Origin of the sequence: Sphingomonas sp. CFBP 13733, from assembly GCF_014841795.1 — a bacterium.
GTDB lineage: Bacteria > Pseudomonadota > Alphaproteobacteria > Sphingomonadales > Sphingomonadaceae > Sphingomonas > Sphingomonas aerolata.
On record NZ_JACYUP010000004.1, the window covers coordinates 96814 to 115358 of the forward strand.

The window sequence follows — 18545 nt, forward strand, 5'->3', positions numbered from 1 at the left end:
AGGACCCAAAACATCTGAGTGATGTTGGTGGCTCAAGGTCGGCGCCGGGTCGTCCTCATGATAGGGGGCTCCCTGGTGGATCAAACCGCTTTCCTGATCGGCTTCAGCGTGATGTCGGTCGCGTCGCTGGCCATATATGCTACGGGTAAGAAGACGCAGCCGTCGGGCCATCATACGCTCCTGCACGCCAGCGTGCCGTTCATCGCGGCGACCGCGTATCTCGCAATGGCCTTTGGCATCGGCACGCTTATCAACAGCGACGGTTCGCTGACATATTTGGCACGCTACGTTGATTGGTCGGTGACGACGCCGATCCTGTTGTCGGGTCTCGTGCTGCTGGCTTTTCACGAGCATGGGAAGACGGGTGAGGTTGGTGGGTATCTGACCTCGGTCATCGTGCTCGATGTCCTGATGGTCGTCACGGGGCTCATATCGTCGCTTGCCGCACCATCGATGGCGAAATGGATCTGGTACGGATGGTCCTGCGTCGCGTTTCTGGGCGTCCTGTATCTTCTATGGGGTCCGCTGCGATCACTGGCGCTCAGCCGTGGTGATGCCTTGGGAATGGCCTATGGCAAGAACCTCACCTTCCTGACCGTCATCTGGTTCCTCTATCCGATCGTCTTCCTGATCGGACCGGAAGGCCTCAAACTGATCACCGATCCTGCGTCGGTCTGGGCTTTCCTCGTAATGGATGTGATCGCCAAGGTCGTCTACGCATTCTACGCGGCAGTCACCCTCGACAAGGCGTTGGCGTACGATCACGGCGAACGCGGCCACCGGGCATGACACGGCGCGCCCCGGCTCTTGGCTGGGGCTTCCTTTTGGCGGGGGCTTTGGTCGCCTCGTTTTGCGTGCTCACCGTACAGCTCGCGTTCGCAGCCCTTGCTGTCGGGGTCGTCGGCATGGCGCACGGTGCCAGTGATCTCGCTATCGTCGAGCATCGGCGGCGCCCGGCATTCCTGATGCTGTACGTATCTGCACTGTTTGTCTGTCTTATGTGGTGGATCGTCGATTCTGCGATCGCACTCCCTGCATTCCTGCTGGCGTCGGCAGTCCATTTTGGTCTTGAGGATGCCCCCGCGAGCAGGCCGTTCGAAAGGATTGCCCGCGGCATAAGCCTGGTCGCAACGCCTGCGACGCTGCACGCGGCAAGCCTCACCCGCATTCTCGATCTTGCCGGAGTTCGAGAGTCCGGTGCGCCGGCCATGGTCAGCATTTTGGCAATTGCGGGTGGCGTAGCAGCCGCCTGCCTGGTGATCATCGGCGCGGCGCGCCATGATCGACGTCTTCTGGTCGGAACGACCGCGCTTCTCATTCTGCCCCCGCTCGTCGGGTTCTCGGTCGGGTTTCTGGTGCTGCACGCCATGCCGCAGACGAAAGAGCGTCGAGATCGGTTGCAGTGCGTGACGACAATTGCGTATCTCCGCGCCACGGGCCCGATCCTCGTCCTGGCTGTGTTGCTGGTCGGAATCATGGGCGGAGTGCTGCTGCGGTGGGACCCCTCGGGCGTGCGGTCACTCTTTGCCGGCGTCGCGGCGCTGGCGATGCCGCATCTGCTGGTGACGCCGTATTTCGACAGGGTTGCGCGACGATCCGGGTTGATGGGGCTGCCATGTGCCCACAGGGACGTGGTGCGTGCTCATGTCCTTGAATGACGTCAGGCTGTCGGCAGAGGCCGCGATGTCGTCGAACCAGATGGCAGCATGCCGCCTGATCGTGGCTCAGGCGGGCCAGTGCCTGCGATAGGCGTCGTTGAATGCCGTCAGGTCGTCGGGATCTTCCATGGACGTCGCCACCCGCTTCGCGTGGCGGTTGGCCCAGTGCTCGATCTCCCGACGCGCAGCCGGCAGGCTTGCGTGCATCGCCGCAAGCGTAGCCGTCAGTCGCAACGACACCTCGACCTCTGCAACGCCTTCGCGCAGGATCGGGCCGAAGGCATCGCCGAGCATATCCTCCATGGTCGGCTGGCCGATGTGAACCCGTGGGGAGTCCGGATCCTTATCGACACGCGCCGCACCGGGGCTCAGCGTCAGGAACACGCGAAGTAGGGCATTGAGAACCTCGATCCCGGTGCCTGGATCATTGGTCGCCGGTGCGAGCGCCCGGCTGGCAATTTCGGACAGCGCGATCAGCCCCAGTCGAGGATCCTGGTCGAACGAGCGATGCCGTTCGATGGTAAACGCCTTGACCAGTTCGCTCCGGATGCCGTCGTCGATCTTTCCCGAGACCTGCAGAAGCGTACGAGCGGGATGCATCATCGCGCCAGGCAGGACATCGACATACACCGTCAGGTCATTGCGGTCAGCGATCGTGCCAAGTGCGGCGATGTCGATATGCGTGACATATCCGGTCTGCACCGCGGTGACTGTGACGGCATCGGTAGGGATGGCGACAGCCGCACGGCCGCCAAGATGAGGGTGCGCCGCAAAATCCTGCATTGCCTGGGTCGCGGCCTCCTCGACGCGGTCGATCACATCGGCCATCCGTCCAAACGCCGTGATATGCCCGATCCAGCGCAGCAGCGTGCCGACCACCAAAAGGATGATTAGCACGGTCGCTGCGAACAGGATGATCCGGCCGTCATGGCCATAGGCGCTGGTGTTCAGGCCAACGATCCCGACCATCGAGAAGACAAAGGCGCCGAGGAAGGTCGACAATGCGTTCTGCGACGTCGGATCGCTGACCATCAGCTGGGTTGCACGCGGCGTCGCGAGTTGCGTTGCGGAGGAGTAGGCGCTGACCATTGCGGTCAACGAAAAGGTCGTGACCGCCAGCATGCTCGAGGCCATGATCTGAAGGATCGTGCCGACAGATTGCTGCCCGATATCGGCATCGAACGTGTACGGCAGATACGGCGTGACGAAAGCGGCGAGGATCGCCAGCGCGACGCTGAGCAGGCTGATGATCGCTGCCCGGAACCAGACCTGCCGGACGATCCGGCTCAAAATCCATGTCCATTGCGTCATTTAGCGCTCCTTGAGCTGGCTGGTAGCCGAATAGCCACGACGACAACAGCCTGGCGATCCAGCGGCTCCGCTCGAACTGTCCGCAGAGCATCTGTGCGAAGCAAAACAAGCCCCGCCTCGGTCACATAAGCGGCTGGCGCCGCGAAGATTTTACTTCGTGACGTGGCGCCGGAGCGTGACCTCCTACTCAGCGCAGCTGTGTCGGATCGATCACGACGTGACGGATTTTGGTACGGTTATGCGTGTAGGTGACGTGGACCAGTCCATCGCGCGTCTGGATCACCGCCGGATAGGCATAGCCGTCGGGTAGCGGCTTGCTTTCGAGTGTCAAAGCGTTGTGCCACCGCACGCCGTCGTCGGACAAACCGATGTTGAGCGGCCAGCGTGCGCCATCGCCCGGCCGCTCGGGCAGATGCGCGCTGTGATTGTAGACGATCAACTGGCGCCCATCGCGCAGTGTCACCGCATCGGTACCCGCATTGGGATTGGGCAGGTCGATCGCCGCGATTGGCGACCAGTGGCGCCCGGCGTCGCGTGACCAGCTCATCGCAAGCGCACCCTGCCGCGTCCGCGCCACCAGCTCCAGTCGGCCGTCGCGGTGAAACAGGATGCTCGGCTGGATCGCCTCGATGTGCATCGGTGAGGCCACCGCGTCGCCGACCTGCCAGCTTCGCCCGCGATCGGTGCTCCGCTCGATCCGGATCGACCAGATATTGGCCTCTGCGCTGCCTTCTTCGCGGCTCGACGGCGACACCCAGCTGCCGTCGGGCGCAACGACGGGCTTGTTCTTGATCGGTCCCAACACGCCATCCGGCAGGCGCTGCGGCTGGCTCCAATGTCGTCCGCCATCGGTCGAGCGGATGACCATGCCCCACCACGCCCGTGGATTCGGCCCGACTTGGTAAAAGAGATGCAGGGCACCGTCCGCAGGCTGAAACAGCACCGGGTTCCAGGTCGGAAATCGCTGACCGTCCGCCGACACACCATCAGCGACTGCAACCGGGGTCTCCCATCGCGTCGCGCCGCGTCGTGCGAACCAGATACGGACGTCAGGCTGGCTTTCGCCGGAACCGCCAAACCAGGCTGCGGCCAGCGTCCGGTCAGGCAGCTCGACGATCGTCGAGGCATGCGCCTGCGGATAGGGCGCATCGGCATATATGAATTCCGACGATATGATCGGCGACCGAAGCGGGGCCGCAGCAGCCGACGGGGCATGGCCGATCCGGGCTTGCGCCGCGGCGCCGACCGCGAGTGCGATTGCCGCGACCTTCACCATGTGCGCCAGAAATGCCCTGAATTTCATCGCTGTACCCCAACAACGTTGCGGGTACGCGTAGACCCGTATTGCGCGAGCCGGATAGCATGGGGTTTCCAACCCAGCCAATGGCGACTGTTGTGCGCGATGGTTCGTGTTCGTGGTCTGCCTGACCATTCGATTTGGGAGCGCAGCGCCCGCGGCATAGTCTAGAAGCGGCGTGGTTCGTGTCCGATCAGGTCGCACGTGCCCCGAAAGCCATAGTCACTCATGCCCGTGACCGTGATGCGGCCGCTGCGCCGATCGATCACGAGCCGTGGCTTGTTCAGGCCGTTCAGGCGGTAACTCGCGCGGACCGTATCTGGGCTGACAGTCACGTCGTACAAATCCCACCATCCCTGATTGCCACGGGAATGGATCGGCGGGATCAGCGACTTGGGTAGCCGGATACGTCCACCACCGGCCCAGGTCTGTACCATGAGCGAGGCATCGAAGACTTCCTTCCTGGTTTCGGTATACGTGCCGGACTCATAGCGGTCACGATCGCGGTTCCAGTTCCAGGTCGTCCCGCTCGCAAAGCCGGTTTTCGATCCGTCCCCCAAACACACGAGCCCGAGTTCCACGTTTCTGCCATCAACAACAGGTCCTCCCGAAGGATAGCGATCCTGACCGCCGCCGGGGCCCGCTGGCGCGCGTCCATAGGCCAGATCGGGGTCGTAGTCGGGACGCGGTCGTGGCGCAGCTTGACCACCATGGCCGGAGTCGGGGCGGAGGTTCGCGGGTTTCCTGCAATCGGGGGAGGTGGTCGGCTGGATGGAATTGTAGCGGCCTTCCATCGTCGCAATGCTCACGCACTGGCGGCGATCGGCGTTCCACCAATAGGTATAGACGCGATCGTCGCCTTGCTCACCCCGGATGTTGACGTAGCCGCGTCGTTGCAACTCCATCTCGGCCTGGCCCGCACGGGCGCCTACCATGTCCTCGAGCCCCGTGGATTGCGCGTGGGCAATCGTGGGAAATGCCGAGCCCATGACAAGGGCGGTCATGGTCGTGGACAGGCCAGACGGACAACGCATCGCGATTCTCCCGTTCGTTCGAAATCACCTCATCATCAATTGAGTGATTGTATAAAAAGGGAGCGACGGCGTCCATCGCTGTCAACGGCGTTCGGCCCCCTACTGCCGATGCGAATTGGGGGGCGAGAATCCTCGCTTGGGCCGAAGAACCGCTCGGTCGGTGCTGGTCTTCATCACATATGGCAGGACCCGCGATAGTGCGTCTTCGGCAAGCACTAGGGGGCGGAGTCTAGCACAAGGCAAGCCGTTGCGATCGACGCCCGGATCGAACATGATGCAGCATGGACTTCATGAAGTGGCTCAATTCGCTCGACGAACTTCTGTACGAAGTGATGAGCTGGGTGGTCTTCTTCCCCCTTACGCTTTGGCAGGCGCTCTTTCGACCGATCCGTACGATGGAGGAGATCGAGCGCGAAGCCGCGCTGCCCGACGATGAACGCTACGCGTCGATACTCAGTCCGCCCCTTTTTCTGGCTCTCACGCTGTTGCTGGGGCACAGCGTCGCTACGGCGTTGGGCCAGACCGACGAAATCATCGCCAATCATCATGGTCTGGCCGACCTGGTCAACGACAATGCCAGCGCCCTGATCCTCCGCGTCGTCGTTTTCGCGGGTTTCCCACTCTTCCTGGCAGCCCGCATGGTGCGCCAACGCAGGATCAGGCTTGATCGCAATTCCCTGCAGCAGCCATTTTACGCGCAATGTTACCCGGCGGCCGTCTTTGCGCTGGGTCTGAGCGTCGGCAGCAGTTTCGGGATGGACCATCATCAAGCGACGCGCATGATTGGACATTGGCTCGTCGGATCGAGCATCGTGAACTTCTGGATCGTCGAAACGCGCTGGTTCGCGCAGGTGTTGGGGATCAGCTTGGTGCGCGCGACCTGGAACGTCTTTGTCGGGCTGCTGGAAGGCGCGACATTTCTAATCGCGGTGGGCTTTTTGTTCACCCGCTAGCGCGGACTTTGCGATCAAGGGAGAACCGCCCGCCCCACGCTTGCCAGGCGGTCCTCTAAGACCTGCGAAAGCATGATCGCAGAAATGGCGGTTACAGCGCACCTCCCTCGGCAAGCGTCTGGAGCTGATCGGCCATCGCGCCCCAGCCGGCTTCGAAGCCCATCGACCGGTGGCGCTCCCACGCTTCATCGGTCCAATGGCGTGCCGCGGCGGTAAAACGGGTGCCGTCCCCGTCTTGCGCGATCTCGAACAGGCCGACCATGAACGGCCCACTGGGCTGCCAACCCGCTGTAAAAGCATCGGTGAATACGAAGCGGCGGTTAGGCTCATAGTCGAGGACTACGCCCTCGTTAAGGATCTCCTCACCATCGGGGCCATGCATGACCACCAGGCTACGGCCTCCGGGGCGCCATTCGATCTCGCGTGCTTCGGCGCGCCACGGTCGCGGACAGAACCACTCCTCGAAGCGGTCGACCATTGTCCGCCAGACATCCTCCACGGGGGCGGCGATGCGGCGCTCGACACTGAGTTCACGAATATTGCTCATCGTTTCTCTCCTCGGCACAATAGGGTTACGTAGCGCTTCAGGTGCCGCACGCTCTCGCGCGCCGCTTGCGGATCACCAATTGCCTTGGCGACGACGAAACCGCCTTGGAGCACCACTTGAAAGTGGAGCGCGAGGCTCGCCGCATCGACATCGGCAACGCCATGATCAGCCAGCGCTTCGGCAACGTCGCCTTCGAGCGTGCGCGCATGGCCGACGATTGCCGCCTCAGCAGCGCGCGCAATCGCGGGGTGTGATTGATGCACCTCCTGCGCGAGCGTGCCAGCCAGACAGGTGAAGGCGTCAGTGCCGCCGTCGATCAGCGCCTCGCGCAGGTCAAGATAGCCCAACACGCGCGCCAGTGCCGCGGGTTCGCGATGATAGTCCGCATCGGCGAATAGCGGCGTGGTGATCGCCAGCCAGTGGCCGGCGGCGGCCACCCCCAGCGCTTCCTTGGAAATGAAATGGTGGAAGAAGGCGCCCTTGGTGACCCCGGCAGCCGCACAAAGCTGGTCGACGCTGGTGGCCGCAAAGCCGTTGCGGCGGATGAGCGTCACGGCTGCGTCCAGCAGCTTGTCGCGAGCGCTATTGGAAGATCCTCGACTCATCATAGTGTCGGCATACCAACCGGTCGGTATGCCGACAAGGATCATTAAGACGGTGTTCGGAAACGATCGTCGCAAAGGTCGGGATTGAAAGTCAGTGCCCCTATCGAATGGTAGGAGCTGAGGGGGCGAACGCGTCGCGAATGTCCGGGCCCGGGTCCATGCACCCAGCCGTCGGGACCAGTACACAGGTCGTACGATTTCGACCGGGATTGCCTCAAACGCTATTCAGCGCAGGTCGCTCTGCCGTTGGGGCCAAGGGCACAAGCAGCCACCCTTATAAGTGTGATAACGGCGGCTGCAGTGCGACTTGGAAGCCCATGGCTAAAGGGCACGGATTGATATCTTATGACTCAGGCCAGTGGCGGATAAGCCGTGTACGTTCGGAAACTTCCCCGATCGACACGGCCTATCCACCCACCGACGTGGCTTACGTCGCCTGGTTCGACGATACCGGCTTGGCAGTGACGTCGAAGCGGTCGGCGTTCATGACCTTCACCCAGGCACGGATGAAGTCGCGCACGAACTTTTCCTCGTGACCGTTCTCGGCATAGACTTCTGCCGTCGCGCGCAACTGCGAGTTCGAGCCGAAGACCAGATCGGTGCGTGTCGCCTGCCACTTCTTTTCACGACCGCCGCGATCATAGCCGATGAACTTCTCGTCGCTCGACGTATCGACCAGATCCCAGAACGTGTCGTTGTCGAGCAGGTTGACGAAGAAGTCGTTCGTCAGTTGCCCCGGACGCTTGGTCAACACGCCGTCGGGCGCATCGCCGAAATTCGCGCCGAGCACGCGCAGGCCACCGACCAGCACGGTCATTTCCGGCGCGGACAGGCCGAGCAGCGAAGCCTTGTCGAGCAGCAGCTCCTCGGTCTTCACCGGGTGACGCGTCTTCAGGTAGTTGCGGAACCCGTCGGCCTGCGGCTCCATCCAGACGAAGCTTTCGACATCCGTCCACTCCTGCGTCGCATCGCCGCGGCCGCCAAGGAACGGTACCGCCACGTCGTGCCCGGCGTCGCGTGCCGCCTTCTCGACCGCTGCCGAACCCGCCAGCACGATCGCGTCGGCCAGCGACATGCTGCCCCGCAAGTCGTTCAGCTTTGCCAGAACCTGGCTGAGCTGCTCGGGCTCGTTGACCGGCCAGTCCTTCTGTGGCGCGAGCGCGATGCGCGCACCGTTCGCCCCACCGCGGTGGTCCGACCGGCGATAGCTCGATGCCGAAGCCCAGGCGGTCTTGACCAGCTGGCCGATCGTCAGCCCGCTCGACAGCACGGCGTCCTTGAATGCCGCGACGTCAGCGTCCGACGGTACGGTGCCTTCGGGGACCGGATCCTGCCAGATCAGCGTCTCTTCGGGAACCTCGGGCCCAAGGTACCGGACCCGTGGCCCCATGTCGCGGTGCGTCAGCTTGAACCACGCCCGTGCGAACGCGTCGTCGAGCGCCGCCTGGTCGTCGCGGAAGCGCAGCGCAATCTCGCGGAACTCGGGGTCCACCTTCAACGCCATGTCCGCGGTGGTCATCATCGTCGGCACATGCTTGTTTGGGTCGCGCGCGTCGGGGGCCATGTCCTCCGGTTCCGGGTTGACTGGCTGCCACTGCTTTGCGCCGGCGGGGCTCTCGGTCAGCTCGTAATCGTACTTGAACAGCAGGCGCAGATAGTCGCCGGTCCACTTGGTCGGGTTGTTCGACCACGCGCCCTCGATGCCCGAGGTCGTGATATGGCCCTGGCCGATCTCCTCGCTGTCGGTCAGCCAGCCAAGGCCCTGCATGTGAACCGATTCCGAAGACGGGGCCTTGAAATGCGGTGCCGGCTTTGCACCGTGCGCCTTGCCGAAGGCATGACCGCCGGCGGTCAGCGCCACGGTTTCCTCGGAATTCATCGCCATCCGCTGGAACGTCGCCTTCATGTCGCGTGCGGACATGAGCGCGTCGGGCTCACCGCCCGGACCCTCGGGATTGACGTAGATCAGCCCCATCTGGATCGCGGCGAGAGGCCCTTCGAGCTCGGGCATGTCCTCGCTGATGCGCGTCTGCGCACCCTCGTTGACCCAGATCTCCTCGGCGCCCCAGAAGGTGTCGCCCTCGGAGGCGAAGACGTCCTTGCGGCCGCCGGCGAAACCGAACACCGGTCCGCCCATGCTCTCGATCGCGACGTTGCCAGCGAGGATGAACAGGTCGGCCCAGCTGATGTTCTTGCCGTATTTCTGCTTGAGCGGCCATAACAGGCGACGTGCCTTGTCGAGGTTGCCGTTGTCCGGCCAGGAGTTCAGCGGTTCGAAGCGCTGCTGACCCGACGACGATCCGCCGCGGCCGTCCGTTACCCGGTAGGTGCCGGCGGCATGCCATGCCATGCGGATCATGAACGGGCCGTAATGACCATAGTCGGCAGGCCACCAGGCCGTGCTGTCAGTCATCAGCGCCGTCAGGTCCGCCTTGAGCGCTGCATAGTCGAGCTGCTTGAACGACTCGGCATAGTCGAACTCGTCGCCCATCGGGTCGGGAGAGACGCCGTGCTGGTGCAGCATGTCGATCGGCAGCGCGTCGGGCCACCAGTCCTTGTTCGTGCGACCGAGGAGCGAGCGGGCCTTAACCTCGCCGCCACCCTGGGGGCCCATTGGGCAACCGCTTGCCTTAGGCTGTTCGTAATCGGCCATCTTGGCGTCCTCTCCTAATGAGTTTTACCACCGTGCTGGTGAAATGCCGGATCTCGGGTACATTTGTCCAATCGATTATACGGGCGACAGCTATCATCGCACTCGATCACAGAGGGCTGTGAGCGTGTCGTTTGACGGCGCGTACATTCGCGATGATCCGGGTCATCATCATCGTCAGGCCGACAGACGTCGCGGCAACTGATATGATCAAGGTGTCGCCAAACTTACATTTACTGCGGTTAGAGGATGGGCGTCTTTAGTCTGGTTCAGAGTTTTTCGTCGTGACCGCGCCCCAAGTCCGCCCGATAGATCGTTGGTTCGTCGGCCTCGAAAAGCGCGGCGTGTTCGCAGACCCGACCAGCCGTGAGGGACGGAACTTCGTCTATCGCCGCAGCGCGGCGGGTGCATCGCAGCAACGTGACCTGCTCGTTCCGGCGTGGACCGAGAGCGCAAGACCGGGCGCTGGCGATCCCCGTCCGCACGACCCGATCAATCCGCAATACGACCCGGCAACGCCCTCGGCACCGGCCCCGATGCAAGGACCTCTGCAATGAAAACCGCGATCTACAAATTCCTGGGCGGCACGGCGTTTGCTGGCGCGATGCTCGCGGTCTGCAGCACGCCCGCTGCAGCGCAGGAGGCGCGCAACGTCATCCTCTTCCTCGGCGACGCGGGTGGCCTGTCGACGCTCGGCGCCGCTGGGATCCTTGCGCACGACCGGCCGCAATCGCTGTTCATCCAGTCGATGCCCAACGTCGCGCTGTCGGATACGTCCGCGCTCGATCGATGGGTGACCGATTCCGCCGCCGGGATGACCGCGATCATGACGGGGAACAAGACGAACAACGCGATGGTGTCGACGACGCCTTCTGGACCGGGCGGCCGCGCGATGCCGGTCAAGACCCTTCTCGAATATGCCGAGCAGCGCGGGCTGTCGACGGGTGTCGTCACCAACATGAACATCTGGGACGCGACCCCGGCCGCGACCTTTGCGCATGTCGCCGCGCGCGCGGACAAGGGCGAGATATTCCGCCAGATGCTCAAGCCCCGCTTCGGAGACGGCGTCGATATCCTGATTGGCAAGGGCCGCGCCGACGCCGTCGCGACATTCGCCGGCCCGGGGACGAGCGCCGAACAGGCGTTCAGGACCGCCGGCTACCGCTTCGGCGAGGATCCCGCGCTGGTCGGTCAGGCACCGCGGACCGCCGTGCTGCGCGATGCCGACTTCGCGCCGCTTCCCGCCGTGGAGGCGACCGTCGCGCAGCTCGCCCGCAACCCGAAGGGCTATTTCCTGATGGTCGAATGGGACATGCATACCGACGACCCCAAGGCGGGCCTGCGGCATGTCGTTGAGATGGACGACATGATCCGCCGGATCAGCGCGGTTGCCGGCAAGGACACGCTGATCCTGTTCACCGCGGACCACAGCTTCGGCCTGCGGATGACCGGCGGCAAGCGCACGACGCCGCTCGCGACGCAATATGATCCCGATGCGAAGTCGGTGATCAGCGTCGAACCCGGCCATACCGGCGAAGAGGTCGTCGTCGCCGCAAGCGGCCCCGGTGCGGACAAGGTCCGGGGTTTCATGCCCAACACGCGGCTCTTCGACATCATGCTGTCGGCATTCGGTTGGAAGAAGGACAAATGATCAGCTTCTGCCTGCTTGACGGCTTTTTTCGTTGCCGGATCGCAACGCGTATGGCGAAGGATTAGAGGCTGAAAGCGGTCAGCCTAACGATGAATGAATGGACGAAGCTGGGGCGTGGGGTGAGGGCGCGCGTGATGTCCGGCAATGCGTCGTCATGCCTTATCCTCACCGCTGCAGCCGGCCCGAGCTGTCCTGCAACAGCCAAAAACGGGTATAGCGTTGCAGGCGCGGGAGAATGATCCACTGCAGGGTCGCGGTGAGCAGCAGGGACGAGGGCAGGAGTTGCAGCGGCAGTGGTGCGTCCTTCAACACCGTACGAACCATCATGCTGATGAGGAGGAGGACCGGGAAAACCGTCAGCCATGTCGTCACGAACCGCTTCCACTTGCTGGCACTCGCATCGCTCGGCAGCTCGAAGGTGACGCCGTCGCCAGTTTCGAGCTGGCGGAGCGCGGTGGAGAAGCGGTCCGCGACGGCGACGTGCGCGCGCATCTTGGGGTCGTCATGCCATGTATCGGCTGCGGCGCGATCGTCGAAGCGAAAGAGCAGGTGCTGAAAACCGGCGGTCTGACCGAGCCGAATCGCAGCCCGATACCCCGGCGCCGCACGGGCGTGCCGGTTCAGTTCCTCCACCCAGCGTTCGAAATCCTGCTCGTGGCCGGCACGGATGGCCCGGCTGGTGATGATCGTGGCGGTCTGGTCAGGATCGATTGGCATAACGGCGAGAACAGACGAGGCGGCCGGTACGTTGCGCGGCCGCTTCGTGCATTTCGCCCGTGTCGATCCGCATCAGGACAGGCCTGTCAGTTTCAGCGCCTGACAGACCGTATAGCGCGTCACCGGACCGCCACGAGCCGCCGTGAGACCAGAAGCACTGCACGCGGCGATCAGCGCGCCAATCGTCGGGCGACCGTCACGATCGCCGCCGTCGCGGCGATAGGCGGTGATCGCATCCTGGATGCACCGGATCACCGGTTCATTCCGTTCATAAGCCCGGGCGCGGCGATCGCCATGCCGGAGCGCCATATCTGCAATGCCATCCATCATCGTCGACGGTCGATAACCGATTATCGCGACGGGATCATCATCGTCCGACACAAGGCCGGGACGTGTGGCCCGTGCCATGATCAAAACGGCGTTGAAGGTTCCCGCGCGACTTTATAATGGCACCGGACCGGTTACTTCGGTCACCTCGCGCCCGGCAATTGTGCCCGGCAGCCCGCATGCAGGCAGAGCGTCAGGGTCTTACGTTACAATGAATTATCGCCATTCCTTCCATGCGGGCAACAGTGCCGATGTCGTCAAGCACAGCCTGCTGATCGCGCTCGTGCGGGCCCTGCAGCAGAAACCGGGCGCGCTGACGCTGATCGACACGCATGCCGGCTGCGGGCTGTACGACCTTGACGGCGAGGACGCGCAACGCACCGGCGAGTCCCTACAGGGCGTGCTGCGGGCCTTTGCCGAGCCGAACCCGTTGCTGGACGACTACCGCGCCGCCGTACAGGCGGTGAATTCCGGGACCGAACCGCAATTCTACCCCGGCTCGCCGCGGATCCTCGCGCAGCTTCTGCGCCCGCAGGATTTGCTGATCCTGAACGAGAAGCACCCCGAGGACGCCTATACCCTGCGCGGGGTGATGCGCGGCACGCCCGCTGCGGTGCACGAGCGCGACGCCTATGAGCTTTGGCTGGCGCTGCTGCCGCCCCGCACCGCGCGCGGCGTGGTGGTGGTCGACCCGCCGTACGAACAGCCCGATGACCGCGACCGTATCACCGCGACCCTCGCCGCCGCGCACCGCAAATGGGCGCATGGCGTGACGGTGATCTGGTATCCGCTGAAGGACCGCGCCACGCATACGCGGTGGACGGGGCAGTTGCGCAGGCTCGGTATCCCCAAAGTGCTGGGGGTGGAGCATTGGCTGTACGATGCCGATCAGTCCGGCATCTACAACGGCGCGGGCCTGTATATCGTCAACCCGCCCTACGCCTTCACGCAGGCGCTGCCGCCTATGCTCGAAGCGCTGCGCGCGGTGCTGGCGCCGGAGGGGCATAGCGGCGAGATCACCGCCGCGTGGCTGGGCGATTAGCGTAAACCCGCATCGCCCCGCTCTGCCCGGCCGCAAGCGGCCGGGCCGCCAACGTCAAAAGACCGGACGTTCTGGCAGGCAATTCGCATCGTCGAGAGCGGCCGTCCGTTGAGTACGATCATTCTCGATTCTCCAGCTCCGGTCGGCGATTTCGGGAAGATCTATTGGGACCAGTAATCCGTGCCGCCGGGGGGCGCCAAGCTGCTGACGGTTCCGAAGCCGGCCTCAGGTTTGTCGTTGCCGAAGCGCGGGGGTTACGATCGCACGGCGAGATCGTTATAGGTCCGTAATGAAGATCGCTGCAATTTCCGACATTCACGGGAATGTCGCTGCCCTCGACGCAGTTCTCGGCGACATCGCCACCCGGCACGTGGACCAGATCGTGAACCTCGGGGATATCTGCTCAGGGGCCCTGTTCCCGCGGGAAACAGCCGATCGACTGATGCCTCTGGGATTGCCGACTATACGCGGCAATCACGAATGTCAGATCTCGGAGCAGCCTCGCGAGCGCATGGGATTGTCCGATCGCCACGCCTTCGACCAGCTGAGCGCTGAACAGCGTGCGTGGCTGACAGCATTGCCCACGACCATGCGCCTGTCCAAAGATGTGCTGCTTGTTCATGGCACGCCGGACAGCGACCTGAGCTATTTTCTAGAGACGGTGACGGAGGCGGGGCTTCGTCAGGCCACTCGGGAGGAAGTTCGACACCGTGCGGGAACTGTCGATGCGGCCGTGATCCTCTGCGGCCATACGCATCTCCAGCGGGTGATGACGCTCGACGACGGGCGCATGATCATAAATCCGGGAAGCGTCGGTCTTCCGGCATATGACGATGACCGACCCCACGCTCACCTGGTGGAAAGCGGATCGCCGCATGCGCGCTATGCGGTCTTGTCCAACGAAGGTGATGGCTGGGCGGTAGAGTTTCTTTCCGTCGATTATGATTGGGAACAAGCGGCCCGTGATGCCGAGGCGAATGCCCGTACCGACTGGTCCAGACCTTTGCGAACCGGTCGGGTCTAGCACGAGGGTATCGTATTTCTCGATGCGAAGTGCGTTTCGGGAAACCGTGTCGCTTCTCGAAATCCGGTCCTTCAGGGAACGGCATCAGCGCCGAGCCTCCCCAAAGCCAATTTTCCGCAGTCGCCGACCAAGCGTCACGTGTGAGCTCGACGCCATGAACGCTACCGGCATCATCGTTAGGCAGCGTATGTGCAGCCGGGTTATCGGTCGCGTCCTGAAGCCTGGCACCGTAGACATATCGCAGGATAAGGTTCGTTGCCGGGGATGCGTGTTGGGTACATCGTTCTTCCTTTTCTGCCTTGCGGGAACTTACGAGCATTCGTTTACGCCATCGACGTATCTGGTCGTCAATGCTTTGACTTGGCTGAGAATTTTGTACGTAAACATGTCAAAAATCATGACATATTCGTTCGACGGCATGAGCACGGCGCTGCGGGAATAATTGCGATGATTGTTGCAGCGGCAAACCGATAAGCAACATTCGCTAGGCAAGATTTCGAAAATATGGTGTGGATACGGCAACGTCGAGGAATGCCACGGCAATCATCGACCGTACGTCTTGATCGAGGAATCCAATGCGCGCGTCAGTGTTACAGGCGTCCGCTGCGGTCGGAACCACCCTGCGCGGCAAGCATCCGAAAGCCCCGATGCCTGCTCGCCAAGGCAGCGTGCCGACACCGAGGGGCCGCTCCGGGTTGCGAACCGCCACGGGCGACATTCACGAACGCCGGCATCATCATCCCGTGCTTTCGCGTCGGGCGGCAAGCTCGGCCGACCGGGACGAATATCGTCTGCTTCTCGGCCACACATACGGTTTCCATACCGTCGTCGACCCCATGCTCGGTGTCGGCGGTGGACTGATCGGCTGCCTTGTCTGGGGCCTGCCCGAACCAGGACCGAGTGCCGGTGACTGGAGCCGGTGTGCCGTCGGGCTGGACACCAACCTACCCGACGCTGCCGTGCAGGACCGACCTGCTGCAACGGCAGCGGCGGTGTCGATGTTTGCGGCGTATGAGGAATGGATGCCGGCATGACGCAGCAAATGGACGGTGCCGTCGATCTGACCAACTGCGATCGCGAGCCGATCCATATTCCCGGCTCGATCCTCCCCCATGGTGCGATGCTCGTGGTCGATCCTGCAACGATGCTGGTTGAGCAGGTCGCAGGCGACACCCTCGGCCTGTTCGGCAGGGATGCGGCGTCGCTGACCGGGCAGGGCCTGGCGGACTTGTTGAATGCCGAGCAGCTTCAGCGGCTTCGCGAGCTGCTGCAAAGCTCCAGCCTCGCGCGCCCGCGTCACCTGCTGGATCCGTTGCTGCGGGTCGTCCCCGACCGCGCGATCGATGCCAGCGTCCATCTGAGCGATGGCGCGCTGGTGATCGAGGTCGAGGATGCCGACCTGAGCGACCGTCATGCCGTCGATCCGCTCGCCTGTGTCCAGGAAATGTTCGACGGACTTGGCGACGCTCCCGATCTCCAAGCCTATTGCCAACTGGCTGCCGAGCGGGTGCGGGCGGTCGCGGGCTACGACCGGGTGATGGTCTATCGCTTCATGCCCGACGATTCAGGCTGGGTATTCGCCGAAGCCCGGCACGACGACATCACGCCATTCCTCGATCTGCACTACCCAGCGTCGGATATCCCGAAACAGGCCCGCACGCTGTATCTGACCAGCTGGCTGCGTCTGATCACCGAAGTCGATTACACGCCCGCGCCGCTGCTGCCGTCGATCAATCCGCGCAGCGGCCTGCCGCTCGACATGAGCCACGCGACCCTGCGTGACGTGTCCCCGATCCACCGGGAATATCTGCGCAACATGGGCGTCGACGCGTCGATGTCGATCTCGATCATCTTCGAAGGCAGGCTTTGGGGGCTGATCGCCTGTCACCATCATACGCCGCGCCGCCTGCCGCGTCATCTCCGCGGCGTCTGCGAGCTGTTCGGATCGATGTTCTCGCTGCAACTCGAAGTGCGGCTGCGCGCAGAGCAGCTCGAGGCCCGGTTGCTGTCCCGCAAGGCGCTGTCCGGGATCATGCACGCGCTGGCGAGCGAGGACGATTACGGTGCCGGGCTGGTCGCGCAGCAGCAGCAGCTGCTCGACTACATAGAAGCGGGTGGACTCGCGCTGCGGGTGGGGCAGACCCGTGGCGGTGTCGCCATCCGGGTCAACAGCGGCATCACCGCGCTGGGCAATACGCCCGATGACGACCAGATTGGCGCCCTGACAGACTGGCTGACCCAGCGCATGGGCACGTTCGAAGGGGTGTATGCCACGGATCGGCTGGGCGAAGACTATCCGCCGGCCAAGGCCTATGCGGAGATCGCCTCCGGGCTGCTTGCCGTGTCCGTCTCGCGCGAACCGCGCGACTTCGTGCTGTGGTTCAGGCCCGAGGTCGTCGAGACCGTGCAATGGGGCGGCGATCCGAACAAGCCCATGGAGGTCGGTCCGAACGGCATCCGGCTGACGCCGCGCAAATCCTTCGAGGCGTGGACCGAAACCGTGCGCGGCCGGTCGACCCCCTGGTCGCCGTCCGACAACGATGCTGCGTTCGACCTGCGGGTGTCGTTGCTGGAGGTCGTCCTGCGGCGGATCGATGCTGCCGCACGCGAACGGTTGCGCGCCTGGCAGCAGGAACAATTGCTGATGGCCGAACTTGACCACCGGGTGAAGAACACATTGGCCAGCATTCAGGCGATGGTGGCGCAGACAAGCCGAAGTGCGTCCTCGCTCGCTGCTTTCACCCATGGGCTCGACCGGCGAATCCGGTCGATGTCGCGCGCGCACAGCCTGCTCACTCAGAGTTGATGGGAAGGCGTGTCGCTCATCGTGCTGATCCAACAGGAGCTAGACGCGTATCGGGCGGAGCATGCGAACGTCACGATCACCGGTCCGGATGTCATGCTTCTCCCCAAAGCGGCACTGGCGCTGTCGTTGGCGATCCACGAGCTTGCCACCAACGCCGGCAAATACGGGGCCTTGTCGGCCGCCGGCGGTCATGTCGACATTCGTTGGCAGTTTGACCCGCAGGCCGGACTGGAGCTGCGATGGCAAGAAAGCGGCGGTCCTCCGGTCAGCAAGCCCACACGGCGCGGTTTCGGATCGACCTTGATCGAGCGGGCCTTGGCGCTGGAAACGAGCGGATCTTCGACCCTGACGTTCGACCCGGGCGGGGTGGCGTGCGCGATCGTCATGCCCGCGTCGGTGGCGCAGTCTGGCGGCACCGCCTCCCACGCCTCTATCGCCCATGAGGCTCCTGCGAAAGTCACAGACATTCCTACCGACAACCCGCCGCGCATCCTGATCGTTGAAGATTCAGCCATGGTGCTGATGCTCATCGAGGATGTGGTCATCGATCTGGGCTGGGACATCGTCGGTCCCGCGATGCGGCTGCCGGAAGCCTTAAAGCTTGCTTGCGAGGCGGCGATCGATGCCGCGCTCGTCGACGTCAATCTCGATGGCGAAATGTCATGGGAAGCTGCGGCCATCCTCCAAGATCGCAAGATCCCATTCGTCTTCACCACCGGCTACGACAGCGCCACCGTCCTGCCGGAGCGGTTCGCCGGCCATCCCGTCCTCAACAAGCCGTTCTCGGCCGAAGACGTTGGACGCACGTTGCAAACCTTGTTGAGCCGGCACTGAGCGTGCCGCAGGGGAATGCCGGGCAGCGTACACTGATCGACCATGCCTGGCCGCGACCGGTTGCGAATGCTCGTTCATGCTTGGCGACG

Annotated in this window: 17 protein-coding genes; 9 read left to right on the top strand and 8 right to left on the bottom strand. The window is 63.4% G+C overall.

Annotated features, from left to right (window positions below):
* Positions 1–21 precede the first annotated feature (21 nt).
* Together IFT71_RS13010 and IFT71_RS13015 are read left to right on the top strand one after the other, a co-directional pair.
* On the top strand, positions 22–789 hold the full coding sequence (locus IFT71_RS13010; protein ID WP_244654925.1) for a bacteriorhodopsin: 768 nt from the start codon (positions 22–24) through the stop codon (positions 787–789).
* Positions 786–1658 (top strand): Brp/Blh family beta-carotene 15,15'-dioxygenase, encoded by an 873-nt coding sequence (locus IFT71_RS13015; protein WP_192141401.1) that lies wholly within the window; start codon positions 786–788, stop codon positions 1656–1658. Before IFT71_RS13010 ends, IFT71_RS13015 begins: the two co-directional genes overlap by 4 nt.
* A 66-nt stretch (positions 1659–1724) precedes the next feature.
* Here the strand turns inward: IFT71_RS13015 and IFT71_RS13020 are convergent, their stop codons facing one another.
* From IFT71_RS13020 to IFT71_RS13030, 3 genes are all read right to left on the bottom strand, one after another.
* Positions 1725–2969, bottom strand: a complete 1245-nt coding sequence (locus tag IFT71_RS13020) for a DUF2254 domain-containing protein (RefSeq protein ID WP_192141403.1) — start codon at positions 2967–2969, stop codon at positions 1725–1727.
* 187 nt (positions 2970–3156) lie between these two features.
* Positions 3157–4272, bottom strand: a complete 1116-nt coding sequence (locus IFT71_RS13025; protein WP_244654926.1) for a sialidase family protein — start codon at positions 4270–4272, stop codon at positions 3157–3159.
* 161 nt (positions 4273–4433) lie between these two features.
* Positions 4434–5270 (bottom strand): hypothetical protein, encoded by an 837-nt coding sequence (locus IFT71_RS13030; protein ID WP_192141405.1) that lies wholly within the window; start codon positions 5268–5270, stop codon positions 4434–4436.
* Between the two features lie 311 nt (positions 5271–5581).
* On the opposite strand from IFT71_RS13030, the gene IFT71_RS13035 reads away from it, so the two are divergent.
* Positions 5582–6253 carry a hypothetical protein gene (locus tag IFT71_RS13035; protein ID WP_192141407.1) on the top strand — a complete coding sequence of 224 codons (672 nt, stop codon included), beginning with the start codon at positions 5582–5584 and terminating at the stop codon, positions 6251–6253.
* Positions 6254–6344: 91 nt separating this feature from the next.
* On the opposite strand, the gene IFT71_RS13040 is transcribed toward IFT71_RS13035, so the two are convergent.
* The 3 genes from IFT71_RS13040 to katG all read right to left on the bottom strand — a co-directional run bounded on the left by IFT71_RS13040 (position 6345) and on the right by katG (position 10058).
* Positions 6345–6800, bottom strand: a complete 456-nt coding sequence (locus IFT71_RS13040) for an SRPBCC domain-containing protein (RefSeq protein ID WP_031393620.1) — start codon at positions 6798–6800, stop codon at positions 6345–6347.
* Positions 6797–7450 carry a TetR/AcrR family transcriptional regulator gene (locus IFT71_RS13045; RefSeq protein ID WP_446740763.1) on the bottom strand — a complete coding sequence of 218 codons (654 nt, stop codon included), beginning with the start codon at positions 7448–7450 and terminating at the stop codon, positions 6797–6799. The genes IFT71_RS13040 and IFT71_RS13045 overlap by 4 nt, the downstream gene beginning before the upstream one ends.
* A 382-nt stretch (positions 7451–7832) precedes the next feature.
* Positions 7833–10058: a catalase/peroxidase HPI gene (gene katG, locus IFT71_RS13050; RefSeq protein ID WP_192141409.1), complete on the bottom strand. Its 2226-nt coding sequence runs from the start codon at positions 10056–10058 to the stop codon at positions 7833–7835.
* A 550-nt stretch (positions 10059–10608) separates the two neighbouring features.
* On the opposite strand from katG, the gene IFT71_RS13055 reads away from it, so the two are divergent.
* The gene (locus tag IFT71_RS13055; RefSeq protein ID WP_192141411.1) at positions 10609–11706 is read left to right on the top strand and encodes an alkaline phosphatase; all 1098 of its coding nucleotides are present in this window, start codon (positions 10609–10611) and stop codon (positions 11704–11706) included.
* A gap of 165 nt (positions 11707–11871) precedes the next feature.
* Here IFT71_RS13055 and IFT71_RS13060 read toward each other — a convergent pair whose 3' ends face one another.
* Both IFT71_RS13060 and IFT71_RS13065 read right to left on the bottom strand, forming a co-directional pair.
* Complete coding sequence (locus IFT71_RS13060) at positions 11872–12423, bottom strand: hypothetical protein (protein ID WP_037533177.1); 552 nt, start codon at positions 12421–12423, stop codon at positions 11872–11874.
* Positions 12424–12495: 72 nt separating this feature from the next.
* Positions 12496–12753: a hypothetical protein gene (locus IFT71_RS13065; RefSeq protein ID WP_192141413.1), complete on the bottom strand. Its 258-nt coding sequence runs from the start codon at positions 12751–12753 to the stop codon at positions 12496–12498.
* A 208-nt stretch (positions 12754–12961) separates the two neighbouring features.
* Between IFT71_RS13065 and IFT71_RS13070 the strand changes: the two genes are divergently transcribed.
* From IFT71_RS13070 to IFT71_RS21870, 5 genes are all read left to right on the top strand, one after another.
* On the top strand, positions 12962–13792 hold the full coding sequence (locus IFT71_RS13070) for a 23S rRNA (adenine(2030)-N(6))-methyltransferase RlmJ (RefSeq protein WP_031393614.1): 831 nt from the start codon (positions 12962–12964) through the stop codon (positions 13790–13792).
* Positions 13793–14081: 289 nt separating this feature from the next.
* Positions 14082–14816: a metallophosphoesterase family protein gene (locus IFT71_RS13075; protein ID WP_192141415.1), complete on the top strand. Its 735-nt coding sequence runs from the start codon at positions 14082–14084 to the stop codon at positions 14814–14816.
* 695 nt (positions 14817–15511) lie between these two features.
* The gene (locus IFT71_RS13080) at positions 15512–15850 is read left to right on the top strand and encodes a hypothetical protein (protein ID WP_192141417.1); all 339 of its coding nucleotides are present in this window, start codon (positions 15512–15514) and stop codon (positions 15848–15850) included.
* Positions 15847–17622 carry a GAF domain-containing protein gene (locus IFT71_RS13085; protein WP_244654927.1) on the top strand — a complete coding sequence of 592 codons (1776 nt, stop codon included), beginning with the start codon at positions 15847–15849 and terminating at the stop codon, positions 17620–17622. Before IFT71_RS13080 ends, IFT71_RS13085 begins: the two co-directional genes overlap by 4 nt.
* Positions 17623–17631: 9 nt before the next feature.
* On the top strand, positions 17632–18456 hold the full coding sequence (locus IFT71_RS21870) for a response regulator (RefSeq protein WP_342212654.1): 825 nt from the start codon (positions 17632–17634) through the stop codon (positions 18454–18456).
* The last annotated feature ends 89 nt before the right edge of the window (positions 18457–18545 follow it).